Annotated in this window: 17 protein-coding genes; 6 read left to right on the top strand and 11 right to left on the bottom strand. The window is 73.5% G+C overall.

Features of this window, described 5'->3' with window-relative positions; all coding sequences use genetic code 11:
* Positions 1-21 precede the first annotated feature (21 nt).
* Complete coding sequence (gene mycP / locus IE263_RS15845; protein WP_189936764.1) at positions 22-1212, bottom strand: type VII secretion-associated serine protease mycosin; 1191 nt, start codon at positions 1210-1212, stop codon at positions 22-24.
* On the bottom strand, positions 1209-2651 hold the full coding sequence (locus IE263_RS15850; RefSeq protein WP_268256029.1) for a hypothetical protein: 1443 nt from the start codon (positions 2649-2651) through the stop codon (positions 1209-1211). Before IE263_RS15850 ends, mycP begins: the two co-directional genes overlap by 4 nt.
* Before the next feature lie 1259 nt (positions 2652-3910).
* Between IE263_RS15850 and IE263_RS15855 the strand changes: the two genes are divergently transcribed.
* Positions 3911-5113 (top strand): amino acid deaminase/aldolase, encoded by a 1203-nt coding sequence (locus IE263_RS15855; RefSeq protein WP_189936766.1) that lies wholly within the window; start codon positions 3911-3913, stop codon positions 5111-5113.
* Between the two features lie 139 nt (positions 5114-5252).
* Here the strand turns inward: IE263_RS15855 and IE263_RS15860 are convergent, their stop codons facing one another.
* The 3 genes from IE263_RS15860 to IE263_RS15870 form a co-directional block, all read right to left on the bottom strand.
* On the bottom strand, positions 5253-6044 hold the full coding sequence (locus tag IE263_RS15860) for a 3-oxoacyl-ACP reductase (protein WP_189936768.1): 792 nt from the start codon (positions 6042-6044) through the stop codon (positions 5253-5255).
* Positions 6041-7414: an aldehyde dehydrogenase family protein gene (locus tag IE263_RS15865; RefSeq protein WP_189937014.1), complete on the bottom strand. Its 1374-nt coding sequence runs from the start codon at positions 7412-7414 to the stop codon at positions 6041-6043. The genes IE263_RS15860 and IE263_RS15865 overlap by 4 nt, the downstream gene beginning before the upstream one ends.
* A gap of 83 nt (positions 7415-7497) precedes the next feature.
* Positions 7498-8865: a glutamine synthetase family protein gene (locus IE263_RS15870; protein WP_189936770.1), complete on the bottom strand. Its 1368-nt coding sequence runs from the start codon at positions 8863-8865 to the stop codon at positions 7498-7500.
* Positions 8866-8991: 126 nt separating this feature from the next.
* On the opposite strand from IE263_RS15870, the gene IE263_RS15875 reads away from it, so the two are divergent.
* Complete coding sequence (locus IE263_RS15875; RefSeq protein WP_189936772.1) at positions 8992-9726, top strand: FadR/GntR family transcriptional regulator; 735 nt, start codon at positions 8992-8994, stop codon at positions 9724-9726.
* A 110-nt stretch (positions 9727-9836) separates the two neighbouring features.
* A complete protein-coding gene (locus tag IE263_RS15880) occupies positions 9837-10559 on the top strand; it encodes a gamma-glutamyl-gamma-aminobutyrate hydrolase family protein (protein ID WP_189936775.1) in 723 nt (240 codons plus the stop codon).
* Between the two features lie 224 nt (positions 10560-10783).
* Here the strand turns inward: IE263_RS15880 and IE263_RS15885 are convergent, their stop codons facing one another.
* Complete coding sequence (locus IE263_RS15885) at positions 10784-11707, bottom strand: LysR family transcriptional regulator (RefSeq protein WP_189936776.1); 924 nt, start codon at positions 11705-11707, stop codon at positions 10784-10786.
* A 70-nt stretch (positions 11708-11777) separates the two neighbouring features.
* Here IE263_RS15885 and IE263_RS15890 point away from each other — a divergent pair, with 70 nt between their 5' ends.
* A complete protein-coding gene (locus tag IE263_RS15890) occupies positions 11778-12944 on the top strand; it encodes a TDT family transporter (protein WP_189936778.1) in 1167 nt (388 codons plus the stop codon).
* Here IE263_RS15890 and IE263_RS15895 read toward each other — a convergent pair.
* The 4 genes from IE263_RS15895 to IE263_RS15910 form a co-directional block, all read right to left on the bottom strand.
* Entirely contained in the window at positions 12856-13575 is a 720-nt protein-coding gene (locus tag IE263_RS15895; protein WP_189936781.1) for a helical backbone metal receptor, read from the bottom strand. The two genes, IE263_RS15890 and IE263_RS15895, sit on opposite strands and share 89 nt — an antisense overlap.
* A complete protein-coding gene (locus IE263_RS15900; protein WP_189936784.1) occupies positions 13575-14141 on the bottom strand; it encodes a helix-turn-helix domain-containing protein in 567 nt (188 codons plus the stop codon). The genes IE263_RS15895 and IE263_RS15900 overlap by 1 nt, the downstream gene beginning before the upstream one ends.
* Before the next feature lie 449 nt (positions 14142-14590).
* The gene (locus tag IE263_RS15905; protein ID WP_189936786.1) at positions 14591-16405 is read right to left on the bottom strand and encodes an ABC transporter permease/substrate binding protein; all 1815 of its coding nucleotides are present in this window, start codon (positions 16403-16405) and stop codon (positions 14591-14593) included.
* Positions 16398-17477 (bottom strand): quaternary amine ABC transporter ATP-binding protein, encoded by a 1080-nt coding sequence (locus tag IE263_RS15910; RefSeq protein ID WP_189936788.1) that lies wholly within the window; start codon positions 17475-17477, stop codon positions 16398-16400. Before IE263_RS15910 ends, IE263_RS15905 begins: the two co-directional genes overlap by 8 nt.
* 237 nt (positions 17478-17714) lie before the next feature.
* Between IE263_RS15910 and IE263_RS15915 the strand changes: the two genes are divergently transcribed.
* Both IE263_RS15915 and IE263_RS15920 read left to right on the top strand, forming a co-directional pair.
* Positions 17715-18644, top strand: a complete 930-nt coding sequence (locus tag IE263_RS15915) for a 5'-3' exonuclease (protein ID WP_229911011.1) — start codon at positions 17715-17717, stop codon at positions 18642-18644.
* Between the two features lie 150 nt (positions 18645-18794).
* A complete protein-coding gene (locus tag IE263_RS15920) occupies positions 18795-19640 on the top strand; it encodes a siderophore-interacting protein (protein WP_189936792.1) in 846 nt (281 codons plus the stop codon).
* Positions 19641-19983: 343 nt separating this feature from the next.
* Here IE263_RS15920 and IE263_RS15925 read toward each other — a convergent pair whose 3' ends face one another.
* Positions 19984-20565, bottom strand: a complete 582-nt coding sequence (locus IE263_RS15925) for a GNAT family N-acetyltransferase (protein ID WP_189936794.1) — start codon at positions 20563-20565, stop codon at positions 19984-19986.
* Positions 20566-20627: the final 62 nt, after the last annotated feature.

The following is a 20627-nucleotide window of genomic DNA, read 5'->3' on the forward strand; positions in this document are numbered from 1 at the left end:
CCGGACACCTGTGCGGCCGCCCTAGAAGGTGTCGTACGGCTCCTGCTCGCGGCGGCCGCGCCACAGGACGACCGCGGCGACCAGGAGGACTCCCCCGGTACCGCCGGCGAGGGGGCCGGCCCAGCTCGAGGTGTCGTCGTCGGACTTCTGGGCGTCCGGGCCGGGGCCGAAGTACTTGGCACCGTAGGAGGCGGATCGAAGGCCCTCGGGCTTGAGGCCGGCGGCGGCCTTGATCGCGGCGGCCGGGTCGATGAAGCCGAAGCCGCGGGAGTCGTCGCGGCCGCCCGTGGGCGAGTTGCGGGCGGTGTCCTCCAGAAGCTTCTTGATCTGTGCCGGGGTCAGGTCCGGGTGGGCGGCCTTGACGAGGGCGGCGGCGGCGGAGACGAAGGCGGCCGCGGCGGACGTGCCCCAGCCCTCGTAGTACTTGTGGTCCGGGTCGGCGATGACGACGTCCACGCCGGGCGCGCTGACCGTGGCGTACCAGCGGCGGGTGGAGAAGGAGGCGCGGGTGCCGAACTCGTCGACGGCGGTCGCGGCGATGACGCCCGGGTAGGCGGCCGGGTAGGAGATGTGGTCGCCCTTCTCGCCGCCGTTGCCGGCCGAGGCGACGACCACGGAGCCCTTTTTCAGGGCGTACTGGACGGCCTCGTCCTCGGCGGGTTCGGGGTGGGCGGAGGCGGAGTCGTCGCCGAGGGAGAGGTTGATGACGTCGGCGCCCTGGTCGGCGGCCCAGCGGATGCCCTCGGCGAGGGCGTTGCCGCGGGTGTTGCGGGCCCTGGTACGGGCCGGGTCGCCGTCCTCCAGGATCACGCGGACGGGGAGGATCTTCGCCTCCGGGGCGATGCCCATGACGCCGTCGGCGTTGCCGTAGCCGTGTCCGTGGCCGGCGATGATGCCGGCCATCGCGGTGCCGTGGCGGGCCCAGGCGCGGTCGCCGGGCTCGGCGCCGAAACCGACCAGGTCCTTGCCGGGCAGGACGTTGCCGTCGAGGTCGGGGTGGTCGGCCTCGACGCCGGTGTCGAGGACGGCGACGGTGACCCCCGCGCCCTTGGTGGTCTGCCACACCTCGTCGGTGTTCAGGGCCTCCAGGGCCCACTGCTGGCCGCGTATGCCGTCGGCGTGCGCGGGGGCGGCGGGCAGGAGGGCGAGGGAGGCGGCGAGGAGACAGCACAGGAGGCCGGCCCGGTGGGTCGTCGTGCGGCTGCTGCTCATGAGGGCTGCTCCGAGGGCGAGACGGCGGTCTTGCGCAGGGCGCGCTCGATGCGGTCGGCGAGGCCCTTGGCCTCGTTGCCCAGGCCGGCCTGGGCGGGGGCCGTGGTGGCGCCGGACGCGGTGGCCTGGGCGGCGGGCTCCGGGGTGGCGACGGTCCGGCCGTCGGCCCAGCCGGAGACGGCGTAGACGACGACGGGCGCGTCGGTGAGGACGGAGACCGTCCACGAGGCGCGCTGCGCGTCGCCGAAGGCGGCGGCCACGGTGTCCTTCACGGCGTACGGGCGCGGCATCAGGTCGGTGCGGCGGGCCAGGCCCTCCTTCTCGAACCGGGTGTCGAGCGCGCGCATGGCGGCCGCGTCGGCCTTGGTGAACAACAGACCGACGGTGGTGACGTAGCTCTGGGTGGCGTCGGTGTAGGTGGCGCGCAGCAGGCGGGTGCAGCCGACCGGGGCGAGCGCCTTGAGCAGCAGTGGGTCGAAGGCGCCCGCGCAGCCGCTGTCCGGGGCGACGGCGATCCGTGTCCAGGTGCGGTCGGCGCCGCCGGGGCCCGCGCCCTGTCCGTCCACGGTGGGCGGGAACAACTGGTCGACGGGCACGTTGTGCCACAGGCCTCCTGCGGTGGCGTAGGCCCCCTTCTCCCCCGCTTCCGCGGGGTCCCCGACGAGCCAACTGCCCGTTAGGGCACCGCCGATGAGGCCCAGTCCGAGCACGACACAGGCGCCGGCCGCGACGGCCTGCCCCCGCAGCCGGCTCACGCGCGGCGCGTCCCCGAACCCCTCGGGCTGCGCGAACGTAACGATGGGCCGGGTAGCACCGGGCGTGCCGCCCGGGGCCATGGGGGCGCTCCAGGAGAGGGCGGGGTCGGGGGCGACGTTCCCGGCGGCCGGATCGTCGTGCGGGCGGGGCGGAGCCTCCACGGGGTCTGCGGGACGCGGGATCCGGGCGCTCGCGGGGGCGCCGCGGTCGTCGAAGTCGGGGTGGCGCACGGGCGTGGCCGGCGTCCAGGCGGGTCGCGCGTCCGAGTCCGCGGCCGCCTCGCCCTGCTCGGGGCTGCGCCCGGGCACGGCGGTGGACAGGGCGTCCCGGTGGGGATGGGCGGGGGCGGGCGCCCAGGTACGCGGCAGGGGTGTCCAGGCGGCGCCCGTCGCCGGCGCTTGCGCCGCGTCAGGGGCCAGGGCACCGCCCTCGCCCTCGTCGCCCGTCCGGGCGGCACCCGCACCCGAACCCGCACCCGCGGAACGAGCACGGTCCGCGGGTGCGGGACGGGTGTTCTCCAGACGCACGGGGCGGGCGGCGGCCGAACGGGCGGGACGATCACCGTCCGAACCGGCGGCACGAGGCCCGTCCGACCCGGCGGCGCGAGGCCCGTCCGGCCCGACGAACCTGCCGCTTTCCGAGTCGGCGGGACGGGAGCCGTCCAGACGTGCGGGACGACTCACGCCCGAACCGGCGGAACGAGGACCGTCCGAACCGACAGGACCGCCACCTTCCGAACCGACGGGACGGGAGCCGTCCAGACGCGCCGGACGACTCACGCCCGAACCGGCAGAACGAGGACCGTCCGAACCGGCGGAACCGCCGCCCTCCGAGCCGGCGGGACGGGAGGCGTCCAAGCGGGCGGGACGCGCGGTGCCGGAGCCGGCAGAGCGGACAGAGTCCGAAGGCGTGGAAGAAGCACCGCTCGAGCCGACGGGGCGGGTGCTGTCCAGACGTGCGGGGCGGGTGGTCCCCGGGCGGGTCGGGCGGACGCCGTCGGAAGTGGCGGAACGGCCATCGTCCGGACCGACCGGACGGGTGCTCTCCGGACGGGGAGCGCCCGGGCCTGCGGGGCGGGCGCCGTTCGACGCGGTGGGAGAGGTGCGGTCCGGCTGGGCGGGACGAGCACCGCCCGAGTCGGCGGAACGGGTGCCGGTCGGACCGGCCGTGCGTGTGCCGCCCTGCGCGGTTCCCGTGGACGGGCCTGTGGTGGTCCGGGACGACGGGTCGGGCGTGGGGCGTCCCGGAGGTGGGGTGTCCGGGAAGCGGGCCGACGCCGGAGGCGGGGGCGGAGTCATGGAGTCCGGGTACCGGGGGGTCCCCGGGCGGGGGAAGCGGGGGCCGGTGGGCGCCTGCTGTCCGGACGGCGCCGGGCTCGCGGTGGGTGCGTCCGGGCGGGTTCGCGGCGAGCCGTCCCCCGCGGGAGACGTCGACGTGTCCCGCGTCGACGCGTCCCGCGCTGCGGCGGCCGTCTCGTCCCCACCGTTCGTGGGCTCCGGGACCACCCCCGCCCTCGGCGGCTGAGCCGGCCGCGGCGGTGCCGTCGGGCGGGGCGGGGTGCCGGAGGCCGGCGGGGTCGTCGGGCGTGGGGGTGTGCCCGGGGCCGGAGGTGTGGTCGGGCGTGGGGGGATCGAGGCGCGACGTGCTTCCGTGCTCATGCCCCCCCGTTTCCTCGTGCCCGGGCCGTCGTTCTCCTGCGCGGGCTCTCGTTTGCTTGGTGCCCGGGCGGCCCGGTGCGGACGTACGGGTCCGTTCTGGGCACGCATACCCGCACGGGCGGACCGGCATCCCGGCGCGGCTGCCCGGCCGGAGACGTTCGTCCGTGCGTGCGCGTCACTCTACGGCTTGTTCCTGCGCGAACGGGAACCAGTCCCACGACCCCGGGGCATCTGCCCGGAACGTCCCCCTACCCTGCGGTAATCCGGTCTGGCAGGCTGCGTTCATGACTGCGCGCGCCGCCGACCGGGCCCGATACGACCGGGCCACCGCCCATCTCGACGCCCCCCTCGCGATCGTGGACCTGGACGCCTTCGACGCCAACGCGGACGACCTGGTCCGCCGGGCGGGCGGGAAACCGGTCCGGGTCGCCAGCAAGTCCGTCCGCTGCCGGGCCCTGCTGGAACGCGTCCTGGCGAAGGACGGCTTCGCGGGCATCATGTCCTTCACCCTGGCCGAATCCCTGTGGCTGGCGCGGTCCGGATTCGACGACATCCTCCTCGCCTACCCCTCGGCGGACCGGGCCGGCTTCGCCGAACTGGCCGGCGACCCCAAGCTCGCCGCCGCCGTCACCGTCATGGTCGACGATGTCGCCCAGCTCGACCTGATCGACGCCGCACGCGCCGGCGGGCGCGAAGTGGTGCGCGTCTGCCTGGAGTTGGACACCGCGCTGAAGCTGCTCGGCGGGCGGGTGCGGGTCGGTGCCCGGCGCTCCCCGCTGCACTCCCCCGCCCAAGTCGCCGACCTGGCACGGGCGGTGGCCCGGCGGCCCGGATTCCGGCTGGTGGGGATCATGGCGTACGAGGGCCACATCGCCGGTGTGGGCGACGCCGTCGCCGGACGACCGCTGCGCTCGCGTGCGGTCCGGCTGATGCAGGCCACCGCCCGCCGTGAACTCGCCGAGCGGCGCGCCGCGGTGGTGCGCGCGGTGCGGGCCGTGGTGCCGGATCTGGAGTACGTCAACGGCGGCGGCACCGGCAGTGTGCAGCACACGGCCGCCGAGGAGGCGGTCACGGAGATCGCGGCGGGCTCGGGGCTGTACGTGCCGCGCCTGTTCGACAACTACACGTCCTTCAGGGGCCGGCCGGCCGCCCTCTTCGCCCAGCCCGTGGTACGGCGGCCGGGGGTGGGCGTCGTCACCGTGCTCGGCGGCGGGTACCCCGCCTCCGGTGCGGCCGGACCCGACCGGCTGCCGGTGCCGTACCTGCCGGAGGGGCTGCGCTACGACCCCCAGGAGGGCCCCGGCGAGGTGCAGACCCCGCTGCTCGGCTCCCCCGCCGACGATCTGCTGATCGGCGACAAGGTGTGGTTCCGGCACGCGAAGGCCGGTGAGCTGTGCGAGCGGTTCGACGTGCTGCATCTGATCGAGGGGGACGCGGTGACGGCGACGGTGCCGACGTACCGGGGCGAGGGCCACACGTTCCTGTAGTTCAGCCGGCGGGCCCGATGCCTGTCGGCCGACGGCGGCCCGTCCTCGTCCGCGTCGAAGACGTGGCGGACGGGGACGGGGCCTCGGTGCCGACGGTGGGGGAAACCAGGGGACTGGGCGTGTCCGCTGTGGGGCGGGCCTACAGGGGAGTGACGTACGCGCCCGAGATGCCGCCGTCCACCAGGAAGTCGGTGGCGTTGACGAAGGACGAGTCGTCGCTGGCCAGGAAGGCGACCGCGGCGGCGATCTCCTCGGCCTCGGCGAACCGGCCGAGCGGGATGTGGACGAGGCGTCGGGCCGCCCGCTCCGGGTCCTTGGCGAACAGCTCCTGGAGCAGCGGGGTGTTGACCGGGCCCGGGCAGAGGGCGTTGACGCGGATGCCCTCCCGGGCGAACTGCACGCCCAGTTCACGGGACATGGCGAGGACGCCGCCCTTGGAGGCCGTGTACGAGATCTGCGAGGTCGCCGCGCCCATGCGGGCCACGAAGGACGCGGTGTTGATGATGGAGCCCTTGCCCTGGCGCTGCATGTAGGGGATGGCGGCCTTGCAGCACAGGTAGACGGAGGTGAGGTTGACCTCCTGGACGCGCTTCCAGGCCTCCAGTCCGGTCTCCAGGATGGAGTCGTCGTCGGGCGGCGAGATACCGGCGTTGTTGAAGGCGATGTCGACGCTGCCGTAGGTGTCGTACGCCGTCTTGAACAGGGCCTCGACCTGCTCGGGGTCGGTGACGTCGACCTTCACGAAGATGCCGCCGACCTCCTCGGCGGCCGCCTTGCCGCGGGCCTCGTCGACGTCGCCGCAGACGACGTGCGCGCCCTCGGAGGCGAGGCGGCGCGCGGTGGCGAGGCCGATGCCGCTGCCGGCCCCGGTGATGACGGCGGTACGGCCGACGAGACGTCGGCAGATGTTTTCCTCGGTGGATGAGGTCACTGTGCGGGGCCCTCCGTGCTGATGAAGACGTTCTTGGTCTCGGTGAAGGCGGTCAGGGCGTCCGGGCCCAGCTCGCGGCCGATGCCGGACTGCTTGAAGCCGCCGAACGGGGTCCAGTAGCGGACGCTGGAGTGGGAGTTGACGGACAGGTTCCCGGCGCGGACGGCCTGCGAGACGCGCAGGGCGCGGCCCACGTCGCGGGTCCAGATGGAGCCGGAGAGGCCGTAGTCGGTGGCGTTGGCGAGCCGGACGGCGTCCGCCTCGTCCTCGAAGGGGAGGACGACGGCGACCGGTCCGAAGACCTCCTCGACGGCCACGCGCGCGCCGGGGTCGAGGCCGGTCAGGACGGTGGGCGGGAACCAGAAGCCGGGGCCCTCGGGAGCCTTGCCGCGGATGCCGGCCAGGTCGTCCGTCACGTACGAACGCACGCGGTTCAGCTGGGCCTTGGAGATCAGCGGTCCCATGTCCGTCGCCTCGTCCGCCGGGTCGCCGACCAGGACCGACTCGATCGCGGGGGCGAGGAGGTCCAGGAAGCGGTCGTGGACGGAGCGCTGGACGAGGATGCGGGTGCGGGCGCAGCAGTCCTGTCCGGAGTTGTCGAGGAAGGACATGGGGGCGGCGGCCGCGGCGGCTTCGAGGTCGGCGTCGGCGAAGACGATGTTGGGGCTCTTGCCGCCGAGTTCGAGGGTGACGCGCTTGAGCTGGGCGGAGCCCTTTGCCAACACCCGTTTGCCCACGTCCGTCGACCCGGTGAAGACGATCTTCGCCACGCCCGGTTGCTCGACCAGCGCGTTGCCCGCGACGGGGCCGCGGCCGGGCAGCACTTGGAAGAGACCTTCCGGCAGGCCCGCCTCCAGGGCGAGTTCGGCCAGCCGCAGGGCGGTCAGCGGAGTCGTCTCGGCGGGCTTGAGGATCACCGCGTTGCCGGCGGCGAGTGCCGGGGCGGTGCCCCAGGCCGCGATCGGCATCGGGAAGTTCCACGGCGCGATGATCCCGACGACACCCAGTGGTTCGAGGATCGTGACGTCGAGGCCGCCCGCAACCGGGATCTGACGTCCGGTCAGCCGCTCCACTCCCCCGGCGGCGTAGTCGAGCAGATCACGGACGTTGCCCGCCTCCCAGCGGGCGTTGCCGACGGTGTGTCCGGCCTCGCGGACCTCCAACTGCGCGAGTTCTTCGAGGTGTTCGTCGACCTGCGTGGCGAAGCTGCGCAGCAGGCGGGCACGGTCGCCGGGCGCGAGGGCGGCCCACCGGGCCTGGGCTCGTGTGGCGCGTACGACGGCCGCGTGGACATCGGCCTCGGTCGCGGCCGGGACGGTGGCGATGACCTCTTCGGTGGCCGGATTGATCACCTGAAGCTGGTCGGACATGGCTTGGTCGGACATGGCCTGGTCGGACATGCGCTGGTCGGACATGGCCTGGTCGGACATGCGCTGGTCGGACAAGAAGGGCCTCACATGCGTTCGAAGGAGCGGCGCAGCTCCCAGTCGGTGACCGCGGCGTCGAAGGCGTCGACCTCGACGCGCGCCATGTTGCGGTAGTGCGCGACGACCTCGTCGCCGAAGGCGGCCCGGGCGATCGGGCTGTTCTCCCACAGCTCGGCGGCCTCGCGCAGGGTGGTCGGGACGTGCGCGTAGTCGGCGGTGTAGGCGTTGCCGGGGCAGGCGTCGGGCAGCTCCAGCTTCTGTTCGATGCCGTACAGCCCGGCGGCGACCAGTCCGGCGACCGCGAGGTGCGGGTTGACGTCACCGCCGGGCAGCCGGTTCTCGAAGCGCAGGGAGCGGCCGTGGCCGACGACGCGCAGGGCGCAGGTGCGGTTGTCGTGGCCCCAGGCGACGGCGGTCGGGGCGAAGGAGCCCGGCTGGAACCGCTTGTAGGAGTTGATGTTCGGGGCGTAGAGGAGGGAGAAGTCGCGCAGGGCGGCCAGTTGTCCGGCGAGGAAGTGGCGCATGGTCTCGGACATGGCGTGGGGGTCGTCGGACGCGGCCATGACGTTGGTGCCGTCGGCGTCCGCGAGCGAGAGGTGGATGTGGCAGGAGTTGCCCTCGCGCCCGTTGTACTTGGCCATGAAGGTCAGGGAGACGCCCTCCTGGGCGGCGATCTCCTTGGCGCCGGTCTTGTAGAGGGCGTGCTGGTCACAGGTGACCAGGGCCTCGTCGTAGCGGAAGGCGATCTCGTGCTGCCCGGGGTTGCACTCGCCCTTGGCGGACTCGACGGTGAGACCGGCGCCGGCCATGTCGTTGCGCAGCCGGCGCAGCAGGGGCTCGATGCGGCCGGTGCCGAGGATGGAGTAGTCGATGTTGTACTGGTTGACCGGCGTGAGCCCCCGGTAGTCGGCGTCCCAGGCCTGCTCGTAGGTGTCCTTGAAGACGATGAACTCCAGCTCGGTGCCGACCCGGGCGGTGAGGCCGAGCTCGGCGAGGCGCTCCAGCTGGCGGCGCAGTATCTGCCGGGGCGCGGCGACCACGGGCGATCCGTCCTCCCAGGCGAGGTCGGCGAGGAGCAGGGCCGTGCCGGGGTGCCAGGGCACGCGGCGCAGGGTGGACAGGTCGGGATGCATGGCGAAGTCGCCGTACCCCCGCTCCCAGGAGGACATCTCGTACCCGTCGACGGTGTTCATCTCGGTGTCGACGGCGAGGAGGTAGTTGCAGCCCTCGGTGCCGTGGTGGAGGACCTCGTCGAGGAAGAAGCGGGCGGCGAACCGCTTGCCCTGGAGACGCCCTTGCATGTCGGGGAAGGCAAGGACGACAGTGTCGATCTCACCGCCCGCGACGAGGGTGTGCAGTTCCTCGACGCCGAGCGGGGGTGTGCGGTCTGCCACGGGAGGGCCTCCTCAGGCTTCCTCGGTCTTCCTCGGCTTTTTTCGGGTTGTTCGGGGGGTTCGTCGGGCGGCCGGGAGCCATAAGGTATTGCCGAGAACCATTGCTTGGGAAGGGGGCACGGCCAGATGCCGGTGGACGCTGGGGGCGGTCCGGACGACCGGCTGACGCCGGTGCTGCGGCCGGTGCGGGCGGGGAACGGCTTCGAGGAGGCGCTGGAGCAGATCCTGCAGGTCGTCCGACTGGGCCTGGTGCCGGGCGGGGAGCGGCTGCCGGCCGAGCGGGACCTGGCGGAGCGGCTCGGGATCAGCCGGGTGACGCTGCGCGAGGTGCTGAAGGTGCTCCAGGAGCAGGGACTGGTGGAGTCCCGCCGGGGCCGGTACGGCGGAACGTTCGTGCTGCCACGTACGGACGCGGGCGGGGAGGACGAGCTGCGGCGCCGGATCGCCGAGGTCGACATCGAGGACGTGCTGCGCTTCCGGGAGGTGCTGGAGGTCGGCGCGGCGGGCCTGTGCGCGGCGCACGGCCTCACGGAGGAGCAGGCGGGCCGACTGCGGGAGGCGCTGGCGCGCACGGAGGACGCCCCGCTGGCCGACTACCGCCGCCTGGACACGATGCTCCATCTCACCCTGGCCGAGCTGTGCGGGTCACCGTCGTTGACGGCGCAGTACGCGGCGGTCCGGGCGACGGTGAACGACCTGCTGGACTGCATCCCGCTGCTCGTGCGCAACCTGGAGCACTCGCAGCGGCAGCACGCGGCCCTGGTGGAGGCGGTGCTGGACGGGGACGCGGACGGGGCGCGGGAGATGATGCGGGAGCACTGCGCGGGGACGGCGGCGCTGCTCAGGGGATTCCTGGCGTGACGCGTGACCGTGACGCGTGACCGTGACGCGTCACACCTGCCGGCATGACACGCGGGCATGGTCCAATGGTTCGGGTCGAGTCCATTTCGATGCGGGGGGCGGGAGAGCGCATGACGGACAGGACGGAGACGGCCGGCGCCAAGGCCCGGCCGCTGATCGGCGTCACCACGTATCTCGAGGCCGGGGCGCGCTGGGGCACCTGGGAGCTGGAGGCGGCCCTGCTGCCGGTCGGCTACCCACGGCTGGTGCAGCGGGCGGGCGGGCTGGCCGCGATGCTGCCGCCGGACGCGCCCGAGCACGCGGCGGCGACCGTGGCGCGGCTGGACGGGCTGGTGATCGCGGGCGGCCCGGACGTCGACCCGGTCCGCTACGGCGCCGAGCGCCACCCCCGCACCGGGCCGCCGGCGCGTGAGCGGGACGCGTGGGAACTCGCCCTGGTCGACGCGGCGCTGACCGCCGGCGTCCCGCTGCTGGGTATCTGCCGGGGCATGCAGGTGCTGAACGTGGCCCTGGGCGGCACGCTCGTCCAGCACCTCGACGGGCACGCGGAGGTCGTCGGCGTCTTCGGCCGGCACCCGGTCAAGCCCGTCCCGGGAACGCTGTACGCGGATCTCGTCCCGGAGGAGATGTCCGTCCCGACCTTCCACCACCAGGCCGTGGATCGCCTCGGTACGGGCCTGGTCCCGGCGGCCCACGCGGCGGACGGGACGGTAGAGGCTGTGGAACTGCCCTCGGGGGGTTGGGTGTTGGGGGTGCAGTGGCATCCGGAGATGGACGAGGACCTGCGGGTGATGCGGGCGCTGGTCACGGCCGCTTCCGGGCCCGCCGCCTGAGCCGGTCCAGCCCTGCCGCGCCCTGCACGCCGACGTTTTACCCGACTCGGCCGGTTACCCGACTCGGCCGGGAGAGAGGGCACCGCTTTCAGCGCAGGTCGGTGAAAACAGCCCGTCCGGCGATCGAGGACGAGGCCCGTTCAGGGCCGAAGCGGGGGTCCGGGGGCGGCCGCCCCCGGGGACGGGACGGGTAGGGGCGGCGGGGGCGGGACAAACCCGGCCCCCTACCCCCGCGTCAACGACAACAGCTCCCGCGCCGGCCCCGTAGGCCGATGCCCCGTCGGCCACACCGCCCGCAGATCCCGCGCCAGCAGCATCCCGTCCACCGGCACACTCACCAGCCGCCGCCTCGCCAGCTCCTCCCCCACCGCCAGCTCACTCAGCACCGCCGGCCCGGCCCCACTCACCGCCGCAGCCTTCACCGCGGTCGTCGAGGACAGCTCGATGAGGGGCCGGGCGAGGCCGCCCAGGGCCGCGTCCAGCACCTGCCGCGTCCCCGACCCCTCCTCCCGCAGAATCAACGGCGTCGACGCCAACTCCTCCGCGGACAGCGGCCGCCGCCGCCGAGCCCAGACATGCGCCGGCGCGGCGACGACGATCAGGTGGTCATGGGCGATGACCGCCGAGTCGAGCCCCGACGGCACGGTGAGCCCCTCCACGAAGCCCAGGTCCGCCTCACCGGACAGCAACCGCTCCGCCACGGCGGCCGAGTTGCCCGCGAGCAGCGACACCGCCGTGTCCGGCCGCTTCGCGCGCAGCGCGAGGAGCCAGCCGGGCAGCAGGTACTCGGCGATGGTCATGCTCGCCGCCACCCGGAGCCGGGAGTCCCGCCGGTCCCGCAGCGCCTGCGCCCCCGCGTCGAAGGCCTGCGCCGCCTCGACGATCCGCCGCGCCCAGTCCGTGACGAGCGCGCCGGCGTCGGTGAGCCGGGAACCGCGCGGGGAGCGGTCCACCAGGGCCACCCCGAGCTGACGTTCCATCGAGCGGATCCGGCTGCTCGCGGCCGGCTGGGTGATGCCCAGCTCGCGCGCGGCCGCACCGAGACTGCCCAGCCGTGCCACGGCCAGCAGCAGCTCCAGCGCCCCGAGATCCGGGACCCGGTGCGCGATCGAGCCCGCGCCGACGGGCTGTTCCTCCACACTCCCCATAAGCCCAGTTTATGCCCCCATAGGGACATCCTCCCTGGTCGCGGGGGCACCCTGCCGGAACCGTGGAGCCATGGTCACCGCAGCGCAGCCCCTGTACGCCCTCCCCCGGCCGCCCGCCGCCCGCGTGCGCCACCTCGGCCCGAACTGGTACGCCACCGTCATGGGCACCACCGTCGTCGCCACGGCCGGCGCCGCGCTCCCGCTCTCCCTCCCGGGTCTGCGCCCGGCCTGCACAGCCGTCTGGGCCGTCTCCCTCGCCCTGCTGCTGACCCTCCTCACCGCCCGCGCCCTGCACTGGCGCCACCACCGCGACCAGGCCCGCGCCCATCTCCTCGATCCGGCGACGGTCCCGTTCTACGGCTGCCTCGCCATGGCGCTGGTCGCGGTCGGCGGCGGCGCCCTCACCGTCGGCCGGGACTGGATCGGCACCGACGCCGCCGTCGCCCTCGACGTCGCGCTGTTCACCGCCGGTACGGCCGTCGGGCTCGCGGCCGCCGTGGCCGTCCCGTACCTCATGGCCGTACGCCACCGGGTCGAGGCGGGACAGGCCACGCCCGTGTGGCTGTTGCCGCTCGTCGCGCCGATGGTGTCGGCCGCGTCGGGGCCGCTGCTCGTGCCGCGGCTGCCGGCCGGACAGCCGCGGGAGACCCTGCTGCTCGCCTGCTTCGCGCTGTTCGGGCTGAGTCTGCTCGGCACGCTCGTCATGCTGCCGGTCGTCTTCGGTCGGCTGGTCACCGGCGGGCCGCTGCCGCTCGCGCTCACCCCGACCCTCTTTCTCGTCCTGGGGCCGCTCGGGCAGTCCACGACCGCGGTCGGGACGTTCGCGGAGGTCGCCCCGGGGGTCGTGCCCGCGGCGGACAGCCGCGGTTTCGCGGTCCTCGCCGTCCTCTACGGCGTGCCCGTCATGGGGTTCGCGCTGCTCTGGCTGTGCCTGGCCACCGCCCATGTGGTGCGCGCCCGCCGGCACGGCATGGGCTTCGCGATGACGTGGTGGGCGTTCACCTTCCCGGTCGGCACCTGTGTGACCGGCGCCGCGGCCCTGGCCCGGCACACCGGGCTCGTCGTCTACGGCCTCCTCGCGACCGGGCTGTACGCCGTCCTCGTCGCCGCCTGGGTCGTCGTCGCCGCGCACACCGTCCGCGGGGTCGTCAGCGGCCGGCTGCTCGCAGCGCCTCGGCCAGCACCCGCGGCGCCTCGGCGAGCGACGGGCCGTACCACGTCAGGTGCCGTCCGCTGACCAGCGCGCAGGGCAGGGCGGGGAAGGCCTCCGGGCCGTCGTCGGCGGTGAACCGGTAGGGCTCGTCCGGGAGGACCACGAGGTCGGGGACCGCCTCGCGCAGCTCCTGCAGGGGGATCTTCGGGTAGCGGTCCTCGTGCGTCGCGTGGAGGTGATCGACGCCCAGACGGGCCAGGACGTCCCCCGCGAAGGTGTCCCGGCCCAGGACCATCCACGGGCGGCGCCAGATCGGCACGACCGCCGTCCTGCGCGGCTCGAAGGGTGCCACGGCCGCCCACGCGCCCTCCGCCTCGTCCAGCCAGCGCGGACGCGCGCGGGCCCCGCACGCCTGAAGCACCCGGGCCAGTTCCCGGAAGGCCTGCGGGACGTCCCGTACCTCGGTCACCAGCACCTCGATGCCGGCGGCCCGCAGGGCGGTGAGATCCGGCTCCCGGTTCTCCTCCTCGTTGGCGATCACCAGGTCGGGGGCGAGGGCGACGATCCGGTCGGTCCGGGGGTTCTTGGTGCCGCCCACGCGGGTGACGGCGAGGTCCGCCGGGTGGGTGCACCAGTCGGTGGCGCCGACCACGGCGCCCGGCACGGACACGGCCACCGCCTCGGTGAGCGAGGGCACCAGCGAGACGACCCGCACTACCGCTTGCGGTCCCGGACCGCCTCGATGTGCTCGGCCACGGCGACGACCACGACCCGGGTGTCCGGCACGGTCGCGCGCCAGCGGTGGCGGACCCCGCCGGTGAGGTAGAGCGTGTCGCCACGGCCGAGGCGGTACGCGCGGCCTTCCGCCTCGATCTCCACGGCGCCGTCGGCGACGTACATCAACTGGTCGTTGCGGTACTGGAACTCGCGGCCGGCCTCGTGGTCGCCGGTGAACTCCGAGGCGTGCATCTGGTGGTGGCCGCGCACCAGGGAACGGGAGCGCGGCTCGGGGCCGGGGTCGGCGAGTTCGGCGCGCACGACGTCGACACTGCACGCCGGGTCGGCGGCGGCGAGGAGTTCGACGGCCGTGGTGCGCAGGGCGTCGGCCACCTTCTCCAGGGAGCTGGTGCTGGGCCGGGCCCGGTCGTTCTCGATCTGGCTCAGGAACGGGACCGACAGGCCGCTGCGCTCGGCCACGACGGCGAGGGTGAGCTCCAGGGACCGGCGCCGCCGCCGGACGGCCGCGCCCACCCGAAGGGGCTGTTCTTTGTGGTCGCCCATCGCTCCGGCTCCCTCCTTCGCTCGTCGGTCCACTACCCGAGTGCCCCGCTGCGGGCGCACGTCCTCTGATGAGTTCTCTGCACCCTACGCATGTTCGGCAAACCGTTTCATGGGCCCGTCACATCGAGGACCCAGGGCGTCCCGCGCGACCTCACAGTTCGCGCCAGTCGATCATCCCCAGGGGATCACGGGGCGGGGACGCGCGCTCGTGTTCCTTTGTTCAATGCGCGGACGGGCCGCCGTGTTCCCGTTCATCCCGTGCTGACGATTCCGGCTGGTGGAGCGGCCGGCATGCCCGGACGGCACATGGCGGAGTCGGGGCGTGGGCGTAGCTCTGCGTGGTTGGCCGGATCCTTCCCGTGGGCACGACACGAGGGGCGGGCCCCTCGTACGCGGCGGAGGCGTACGACGGTGCCCGCCCCTCGTCGGGCGGTCGCGGGGCTGTCAGGTCACCCGGCCGCCCGGCTCTTCTCCCCCGAACCGGCGACCGGAACCCACTTGTCGACCAGGCCGGGGTTCTCCTTGAGCCAGGCGCGGACGGCGTCCTGCTCCTTGCCCTTACCGGCCTTCTGGATCTGCGCCTCGAGGCCGGTGAGCTGCTTCTCGGTCATCGAGAAGTTCCTGAGCCAGGTGCCGACCTCGGGGTTGTCGGCGGCGAAGCCCTTGCGGGAGAGGGTGTGCACGCCGTCGCCCTTGCCCCAGGCGCCCTCCGGGTCCTTGAGCTTCTTCAGGTCGTACTCGCTGTACGCCCAGTGCGGCGACCACAGGGTGACGACGATCGGCTCCTTCTTGGCGTAGGCGCGCTTGAGCTCGGCGAGCATCGCCGGGGTGGAGCCGTCGACGACCTTGTAGGTGCCGTCGAGGCCGTACTGCTGGAGGACCTTGTCCTTGAGCAGGCCCATCATCCCGGCGCTGGGTTCGATGCCGGTGATCCTCCCGTCGAACTCGGCGGACTTGTTCTTCAGGTCCGCCAGGGAGTTCACGTCCTTCATGTACGAGGGGACGGTGAGCTCCAGGGAGGTGGGGCCGTACCACCGGCCGAGGTCGTCCAGCTGCTTGCCGTACTTCGTCCAGTACTCGGCGTGGGTGGTGGGCAGCCAGGAGTCGGTCTGGAAGTCGACCTGGCCGGTGGCGAGGCCCGTGTAGAGGGGGCCGGCGGCGTACTGGGTGGTCTTCACCTCGAAGCCGCGCTCCTCCAGCAGTTCCTTCCAGAGGTAGGTGGAGGCGATGCCCTCGTCCCAGGGGATGTAGCCGATGGTGATCTCCTTGCCCTTGCCGACGTCCGTGGCGGAGGCCTCGGCGGTACCGGAGGTGGAGCCGAAGACGCCCATGCCGCCGGCGACGAGGGCGAGGACGACCACGCCGACCACGGCGACGGCCGCGCGGGGGCGGTACGTCCACACGGTCGTCCGGGCCTTGGCGGCGGCGCGGCGGCCGAGCGGGGAGATCCGGGTGCCGAGGGCGCCGGTCATCCGGTCCAGGTAGATGGCGAGGACGACGATGCCGAGGCCCGCCTCGAAGCCGAGGCCGATGTCGAGCTGGCCGATGGCCTCGTTGACGGCGCCGCCGAGGCCACCGGTGCCGACCATGCCGGCGATGACGACCATCGACAGGCCCAGCATGATGACCTGGTTGACGCCGGCCATGATCGTCGGCAGGGCGAGCGGCAGCTGGACCCGCAGGAGGGTGTCGCGGGGTGTCGTGCCGAAGGCTTCGGCGGCTTCGACGAGCTCGGCGTCGACCTGGCGGATGCCGAGCTCGGTCATGCGCACGCCGGGTGCGAGGGCGAAGATCAGGGTCGCCACGACGCCGGCGGGCACGCCCATGCCGAAGAACAGGATCGCCGGGATCAGCAGGACCATCGACGGCATCGTCTGGAGCAGGTCCAGCACGGGCCGGACGGCCGCGCTGACCGCCCTGGAGCGGGCGGCCCAGATGCCCAGCGGAACGGAGATCACCAGGGCGATCACCGTGGCGACGAGCACCAGGGACAAGGTGGACATCGCCTCCTCCCACAGGTCGAGGGAGTCGATGAGGGCGAAGCCGGCGAAGCCGAGGACGCCCGCGACCAGGCCGAGCAGCCACCAGGCGAGCAGCGCGAGGATGCCCGCGAGCAACAGGGGCTCGGGGGCGGTGAGGACGGCGTCGATGCCGTCGTACATGCCTTCGACGACCGTTTTGACGGCGTCGAAGAGCCAGGACATGTGGGTGACGAGCCAGTCGACGCCGGAGTCGACCCAGTCGCCGAGGTGGAGCCTAGGCACGGGCGGTCACCTTCCCCTCGTCGCGGGGGTGATCGCACGGGGTGGGCTCTCCCTGCTGGTCGCCGAGGAAGCCGACGAGGCGCTGCCTCGGGACCACGCCGACGAGGCGCGCGCCGTCCAGGACGGCGACCGGATGCGTCAGGCGGGCGCTGAGCGCGCACAGCGCGGTGAACGGGGTGTCGGGGGTCGCGGTCTCACAGCGGCAGTCGGCCTCGTCGCCACGGACGTGGGGGTCCATGACGGCGGAGGCGGTCAGCACGCGGGAGCGGTCGACGTCCTGGATGAAGGAGGCCACGTAGTCGTTCTCGGGGCGGATCAGGATGTCCTCGGCCGTGCCGGTCTGCACGATGCGGCCGTCGCGCATGACGGCGATGCGGTCGCCCAGGCGCATGGCCTCGTTGAGGTCGTGGGTGATGAAGACGATCGTCTTCTTCAGCGTCTGCTGGAGGGTGAGCAGCTGGTCCTGCATGTCGCGGCGGATCAGCGGGTCCAGCGCGCTGAAGGACTCGTCCATCAGCAGCAGGTCGGCGTCGGTGGCGAGGGCGCGGGCGAGCCCCACGCGCTGCTGCATGCCGCCGGACAGCTCGTCCGGCCAGGACTTCTCCCAGCCGGCCAGGCCGCACAGCCGGAGCGCCTCGGCGGCGCGCCGCTCGCGCTCGGCGCGGGGGACGCCCTGGACGGCGAGGCCGTAGGCGGCGTTGTCGAGGACGCTGCGGTGCGGGAAGAGCGCGAAGTGCTGGAAGACCATGCTGATCTTCTTCGCACGGACCTCGCGCAGCTCGCGGTCGCTGAGCGCGGTCAGGTCCTGGCCGTCGAAGAGGACGCGTCCCGCGGTGGGCTCCAGCAGGCCGTTGAGCATGCGCAGCAGCGTGGACTTGCCGGAGCCGGACAGGCCCATGACGACGAAGATCTGGCCCGGGTCCACACGGAAGGAGGCGTCGATCACGGCGGCGGTGGTGCCGTCGGCGCGCAGCTCCTCACGGCCGGCTCCGCCGCGGAGCCGCTCGACTGCCTCGTCCGGTCGTCTGCCGAACACCTTGTAGAGATGTTCGGCCTCAAGCCTGGAGGACACACATACCTTCTCTGGTCGGGGGCAGGGACGGAGAGGTGCTTGGGCCGGAAGGCCCCTGCGGAGAGGCTCGAGGCCCCTTGTCGATCGCGAACAGTTGAAACTGCAACCGGCACCGCTCCGAGGCGGCGCCTGCCCGGGGCGGAACGGGGCAAACGCACACGTGGGCCAGCTCACAGGCCCTTCACAGATGCTACGGGAGTGAATACGGGCAGTGGGGCGGGGTGCCGGTGCGGCATGATGCGTGGCGTGACCGGACGACTGATGCTCCTCGACACCGCCTCGCTCTACTTCCGCGCCTACTTCGGCGTCCCGGACTCCGTGAAGGCGCCGGACGGCACGCCGGTGAACGCCGTGCGCGGGCTGCTCGACTTCATCGACCGCCTGGTGAAGGACCACCGGCCCGACGAGCTGGTCGCGTGCATGGACGCCGACTGGCGGCCGAAGTGGCGGGTCGAGCTGATCCCCTCCTACAAGGCACACCGCGTCGCCGAGGAGCACGAGGCCGGCCCGGACGAGGAGGAGGTGCCGGACACGCTCGCGCCGCAGGTGCCGGTCATCGAGGCGGTCCTGGACGCGCTGGGCATCGCGCGCGTGGGGGTCGCCGGGTACGAGGCGGACGACGTGATCGGCACGTTCACCGCGCGGGCGAAGAGCCCGGTGGACATCGTCACCGGCGACCGCGACCTGTATCAGCTGGTGGACGACGCGCGCGGGGTGCGGGTGCTGTACCCGCTCAAGGGCGTCGGCACGCTCCAGCTCACGGACGAGGCCTGGCTGCGCGAGAAGTATGGGGTCGACGGCCGCGGGTACGCGGATCTCGCGCTGTTGCGCGGCGACCCGAGCGACGGACTGCCGGGCGTGCCCGGCATCGGGGAGAAGACCGCGGCCAAGCTGCTGGCCGAGTTCGGCGACCTGGCCGGGATCATGGCGGCGGTGGACGACCCGGGGGCGAAGCTCACGCCGACGCAGCGCAAGCGGCTCGACGAGGCGCGGCCGTACGTCAGCGTCGCGCCGACGGTGGTCCGGGTCGCCGACGACGTGCCGCTGCCGGAGGTGGACACCACCCTCCCGCGCGCGCCGCGGGACCCGGCGACACTGGAGGGGCTGGCGGAGCGCTGGGGGCTCGGCGGGTCGCTGCAGCGACTGCTGACCACCCTCGCCACGTAAGCATTGTTCTCGCGCAGGGGAATGGCATCGCCGGTGACGGAGAGCCACCCTCTTAAAGAGGGGTAAAAGAACCTCTCATCATGTGGGCACCACAGGGGGCGAGGGTGCTAACTTAGGTAAACCTAACCAAAGTATCTTGGGAGGCCCGTCATGGCAGAAGGTCCGGCACGCAGGCCGCGGAAGCCCCATTCCGCGCAGGTCGTCCGCACCGAACGGCTCACGCCGCACATGCAGCGCGTGGTGCTCGGCGGTGAGGGGCTGGCCGAGTTCACCATCGGCACGTGCACGGACCACTATGTGAAGCTGCTGTTCGGCGCCGAGGGTGTGACCTACCCGGAGCCCTTCGACCTGGAGCACATCCGGGCCGAGTTCCCGCGAGCTCAGTGGCCCGTGACCCGGACGTACACCGTGCGCCACTGGGACGCCGAACACCACGAGCTCACGCTGGACTTCGTGCTCCACGGCGACGAGGGTCTCGCCGGTCCGTGGGCCGCGCGGGTCCAGCCGGGCGAGACCGTCCACTTCATGGGCCCCGGCGGCGCCTACGCCCCCGACCCCGCCGCCGACTGGCACCTGCTGGCCGGCGACGAGAGCGCCCTGCCCGCGATCGCGGCCGCCCTCGAGTCGCTCCCCGCCGGCGCCGTCGCCCACGCCTTCGTCGAGGTGTCCGGCCCCGAGGAGGAGCAGAAGATCGACTCCGATGTGGAGGTCGTCTGGTTGCACCGCGGCGACCGGCCCGTCGGCGAGAAGCTCGTCGAGGCCGTGCGCGCGCTCGCGTTCCCCGAGGGCCGCCTGCACGCCTTCGTGCACGGCGAGGCCGCGGCCGTGAAGGAACTGCGCCGGCTGCTGCGCGTCGAGCACCAGCTCCCGCGCGAGGACCTGTCGATCTCCGGCTACTGGCGGCTCGGCCACAACGAGGACGGCTGGCAGGCCTCCAAGCGGGAGTGGAACGCGCGCGTCGAGGCGGAGCAGGAGGGGGCGGCGCCCGCCGCCTGAGCCCGTCGGAAGCGGCCCGCACTCGTGGCGCGGGCCGCACCCCGAGGCTGCCCGCACCGACCGCCGGCACGACCGGAAGGTGCGGATCGCCCTCCCCGCAGCCGCCGCGAGCGCCGGCAGACCGCCATCCCTCACCAGGACCGCACCCCGCCGGGGCCGCCGGAGAGCGCAGAGCGGCCCGCGACCATCGCCCGGCTCAGAGGCCCGTTCTCCTCAGCCGGCACCCGCAGGACCGGCGCCCTCTTATTCTCCCTGCCCCTGGACCGCTGGCGCGTCCCCGTCGACGCCCCCGCCTTCCGGTGGCTCGCGGCCCCCGCCGGGCCGCAGACGGCAGCCGCCTGACTCAGTCGCCCCGCACGCGCGCGTGCAGATGCATGTCGTGCCAGCCGTCGGGGTGGAGGAGAGCGCTGCGCTTGGTGCCCTCCAGGGCGAAGCCGGTCTTGGTCGCGACGCGGCAGGAGGCGTCGTTGGCGACGGCGTGCAGCAACTCCAGGCGGTGGAAGCCGATCTCGTCGAGGGCCCAGTGGGCGAGGGCGGTGGTGGCGCGGGCGGCGACGCCCCGGCCGCGGGCAGCCGCCGTCGTCCAGTAGGCGACCTCCGCCACGCCGTCGCCGAGCGCGATCTCACGCAGTGCCACCCGCCCCAGCACCACGTCGCTCTCCGCGTCGGCGACGGCCCACTGGGCGTTGCGCTCCTCGCCCCAGGCCGCCCGCCACTCCTCGATCCAGCCGGCGACCTCCTCCTCGGAGTCGGCGGCCCGGATGTGCCACCGGTGCATCAGCGGATCCTGGAAGGCCGCGTGCACGGCAGGCGCGTCCTCGGTGCGCCACGGGCGCAGGACCAGCCCGTCGCCGGCGGGGAGCACGGGCTGAGGAATGCGGGAGAGGGCGTCGGCGGGCAGGACGGGGCGGGTGAGGAAGGGCATGATCGACATCCTGCCCGTCGGGATCGGCGTGTCCAACGGGTTTTCGCGTCCCCGTACGCTGG

The sequence above is a fragment of the Streptomyces aurantiogriseus genome (genome assembly GCF_014649375.1).
Classification (GTDB): Bacteria; Actinomycetota; Actinomycetes; order Streptomycetales; family Streptomycetaceae; genus Streptomyces; species Streptomyces aurantiogriseus.

Coding starts and splice junctions, on each gene's coding strand:
- IE263_RS15920 (WP_189936792.1), top strand. CDS start 18,795: ATGGCAGAAGGTCCGGCACGCAGGCCGCGGAAGCCCCATTCCGCGCAG.
- IE263_RS15890 (WP_189936778.1), top strand. CDS start 11,778: ATGGTCACCGCAGCGCAGCCCCTGTACGCCCTCCCCCGGCCGCCCGCC.
- IE263_RS15875 (WP_189936772.1), top strand. CDS start 8,992: ATGCCGGTGGACGCTGGGGGCGGTCCGGACGACCGGCTGACGCCGGTG.
- IE263_RS15900 (WP_189936784.1), bottom strand. CDS start 14,141: ATGGGCGACCACAAAGAACAGCCCCTTCGGGTGGGCGCGGCCGTCCGG.
- IE263_RS15925 (WP_189936794.1), bottom strand. CDS start 20,565: ATGCCCTTCCTCACCCGCCCCGTCCTGCCCGCCGACGCCCTCTCCCGC.
- IE263_RS15885 (WP_189936776.1), bottom strand. CDS start 11,707: ATGGGGAGTGTGGAGGAACAGCCCGTCGGCGCGGGCTCGATCGCGCAC.
- IE263_RS15865 (WP_189937014.1), bottom strand. CDS start 7,414: ATGTCCGACCAGCTTCAGGTGATCAATCCGGCCACCGAAGAGGTCATC.
- IE263_RS15855 (WP_189936766.1), top strand. CDS start 3,911: ATGACTGCGCGCGCCGCCGACCGGGCCCGATACGACCGGGCCACCGCC.
- IE263_RS15880 (WP_189936775.1), top strand. CDS start 9,837: ATGACGGACAGGACGGAGACGGCCGGCGCCAAGGCCCGGCCGCTGATC.
- mycP (WP_189936764.1), bottom strand. CDS start 1,212: ATGAGCAGCAGCCGCACGACGACCCACCGGGCCGGCCTCCTGTGCTGT.
- IE263_RS15915 (WP_229911011.1), top strand. CDS start 17,715: ATGCGTGGCGTGACCGGACGACTGATGCTCCTCGACACCGCCTCGCTC.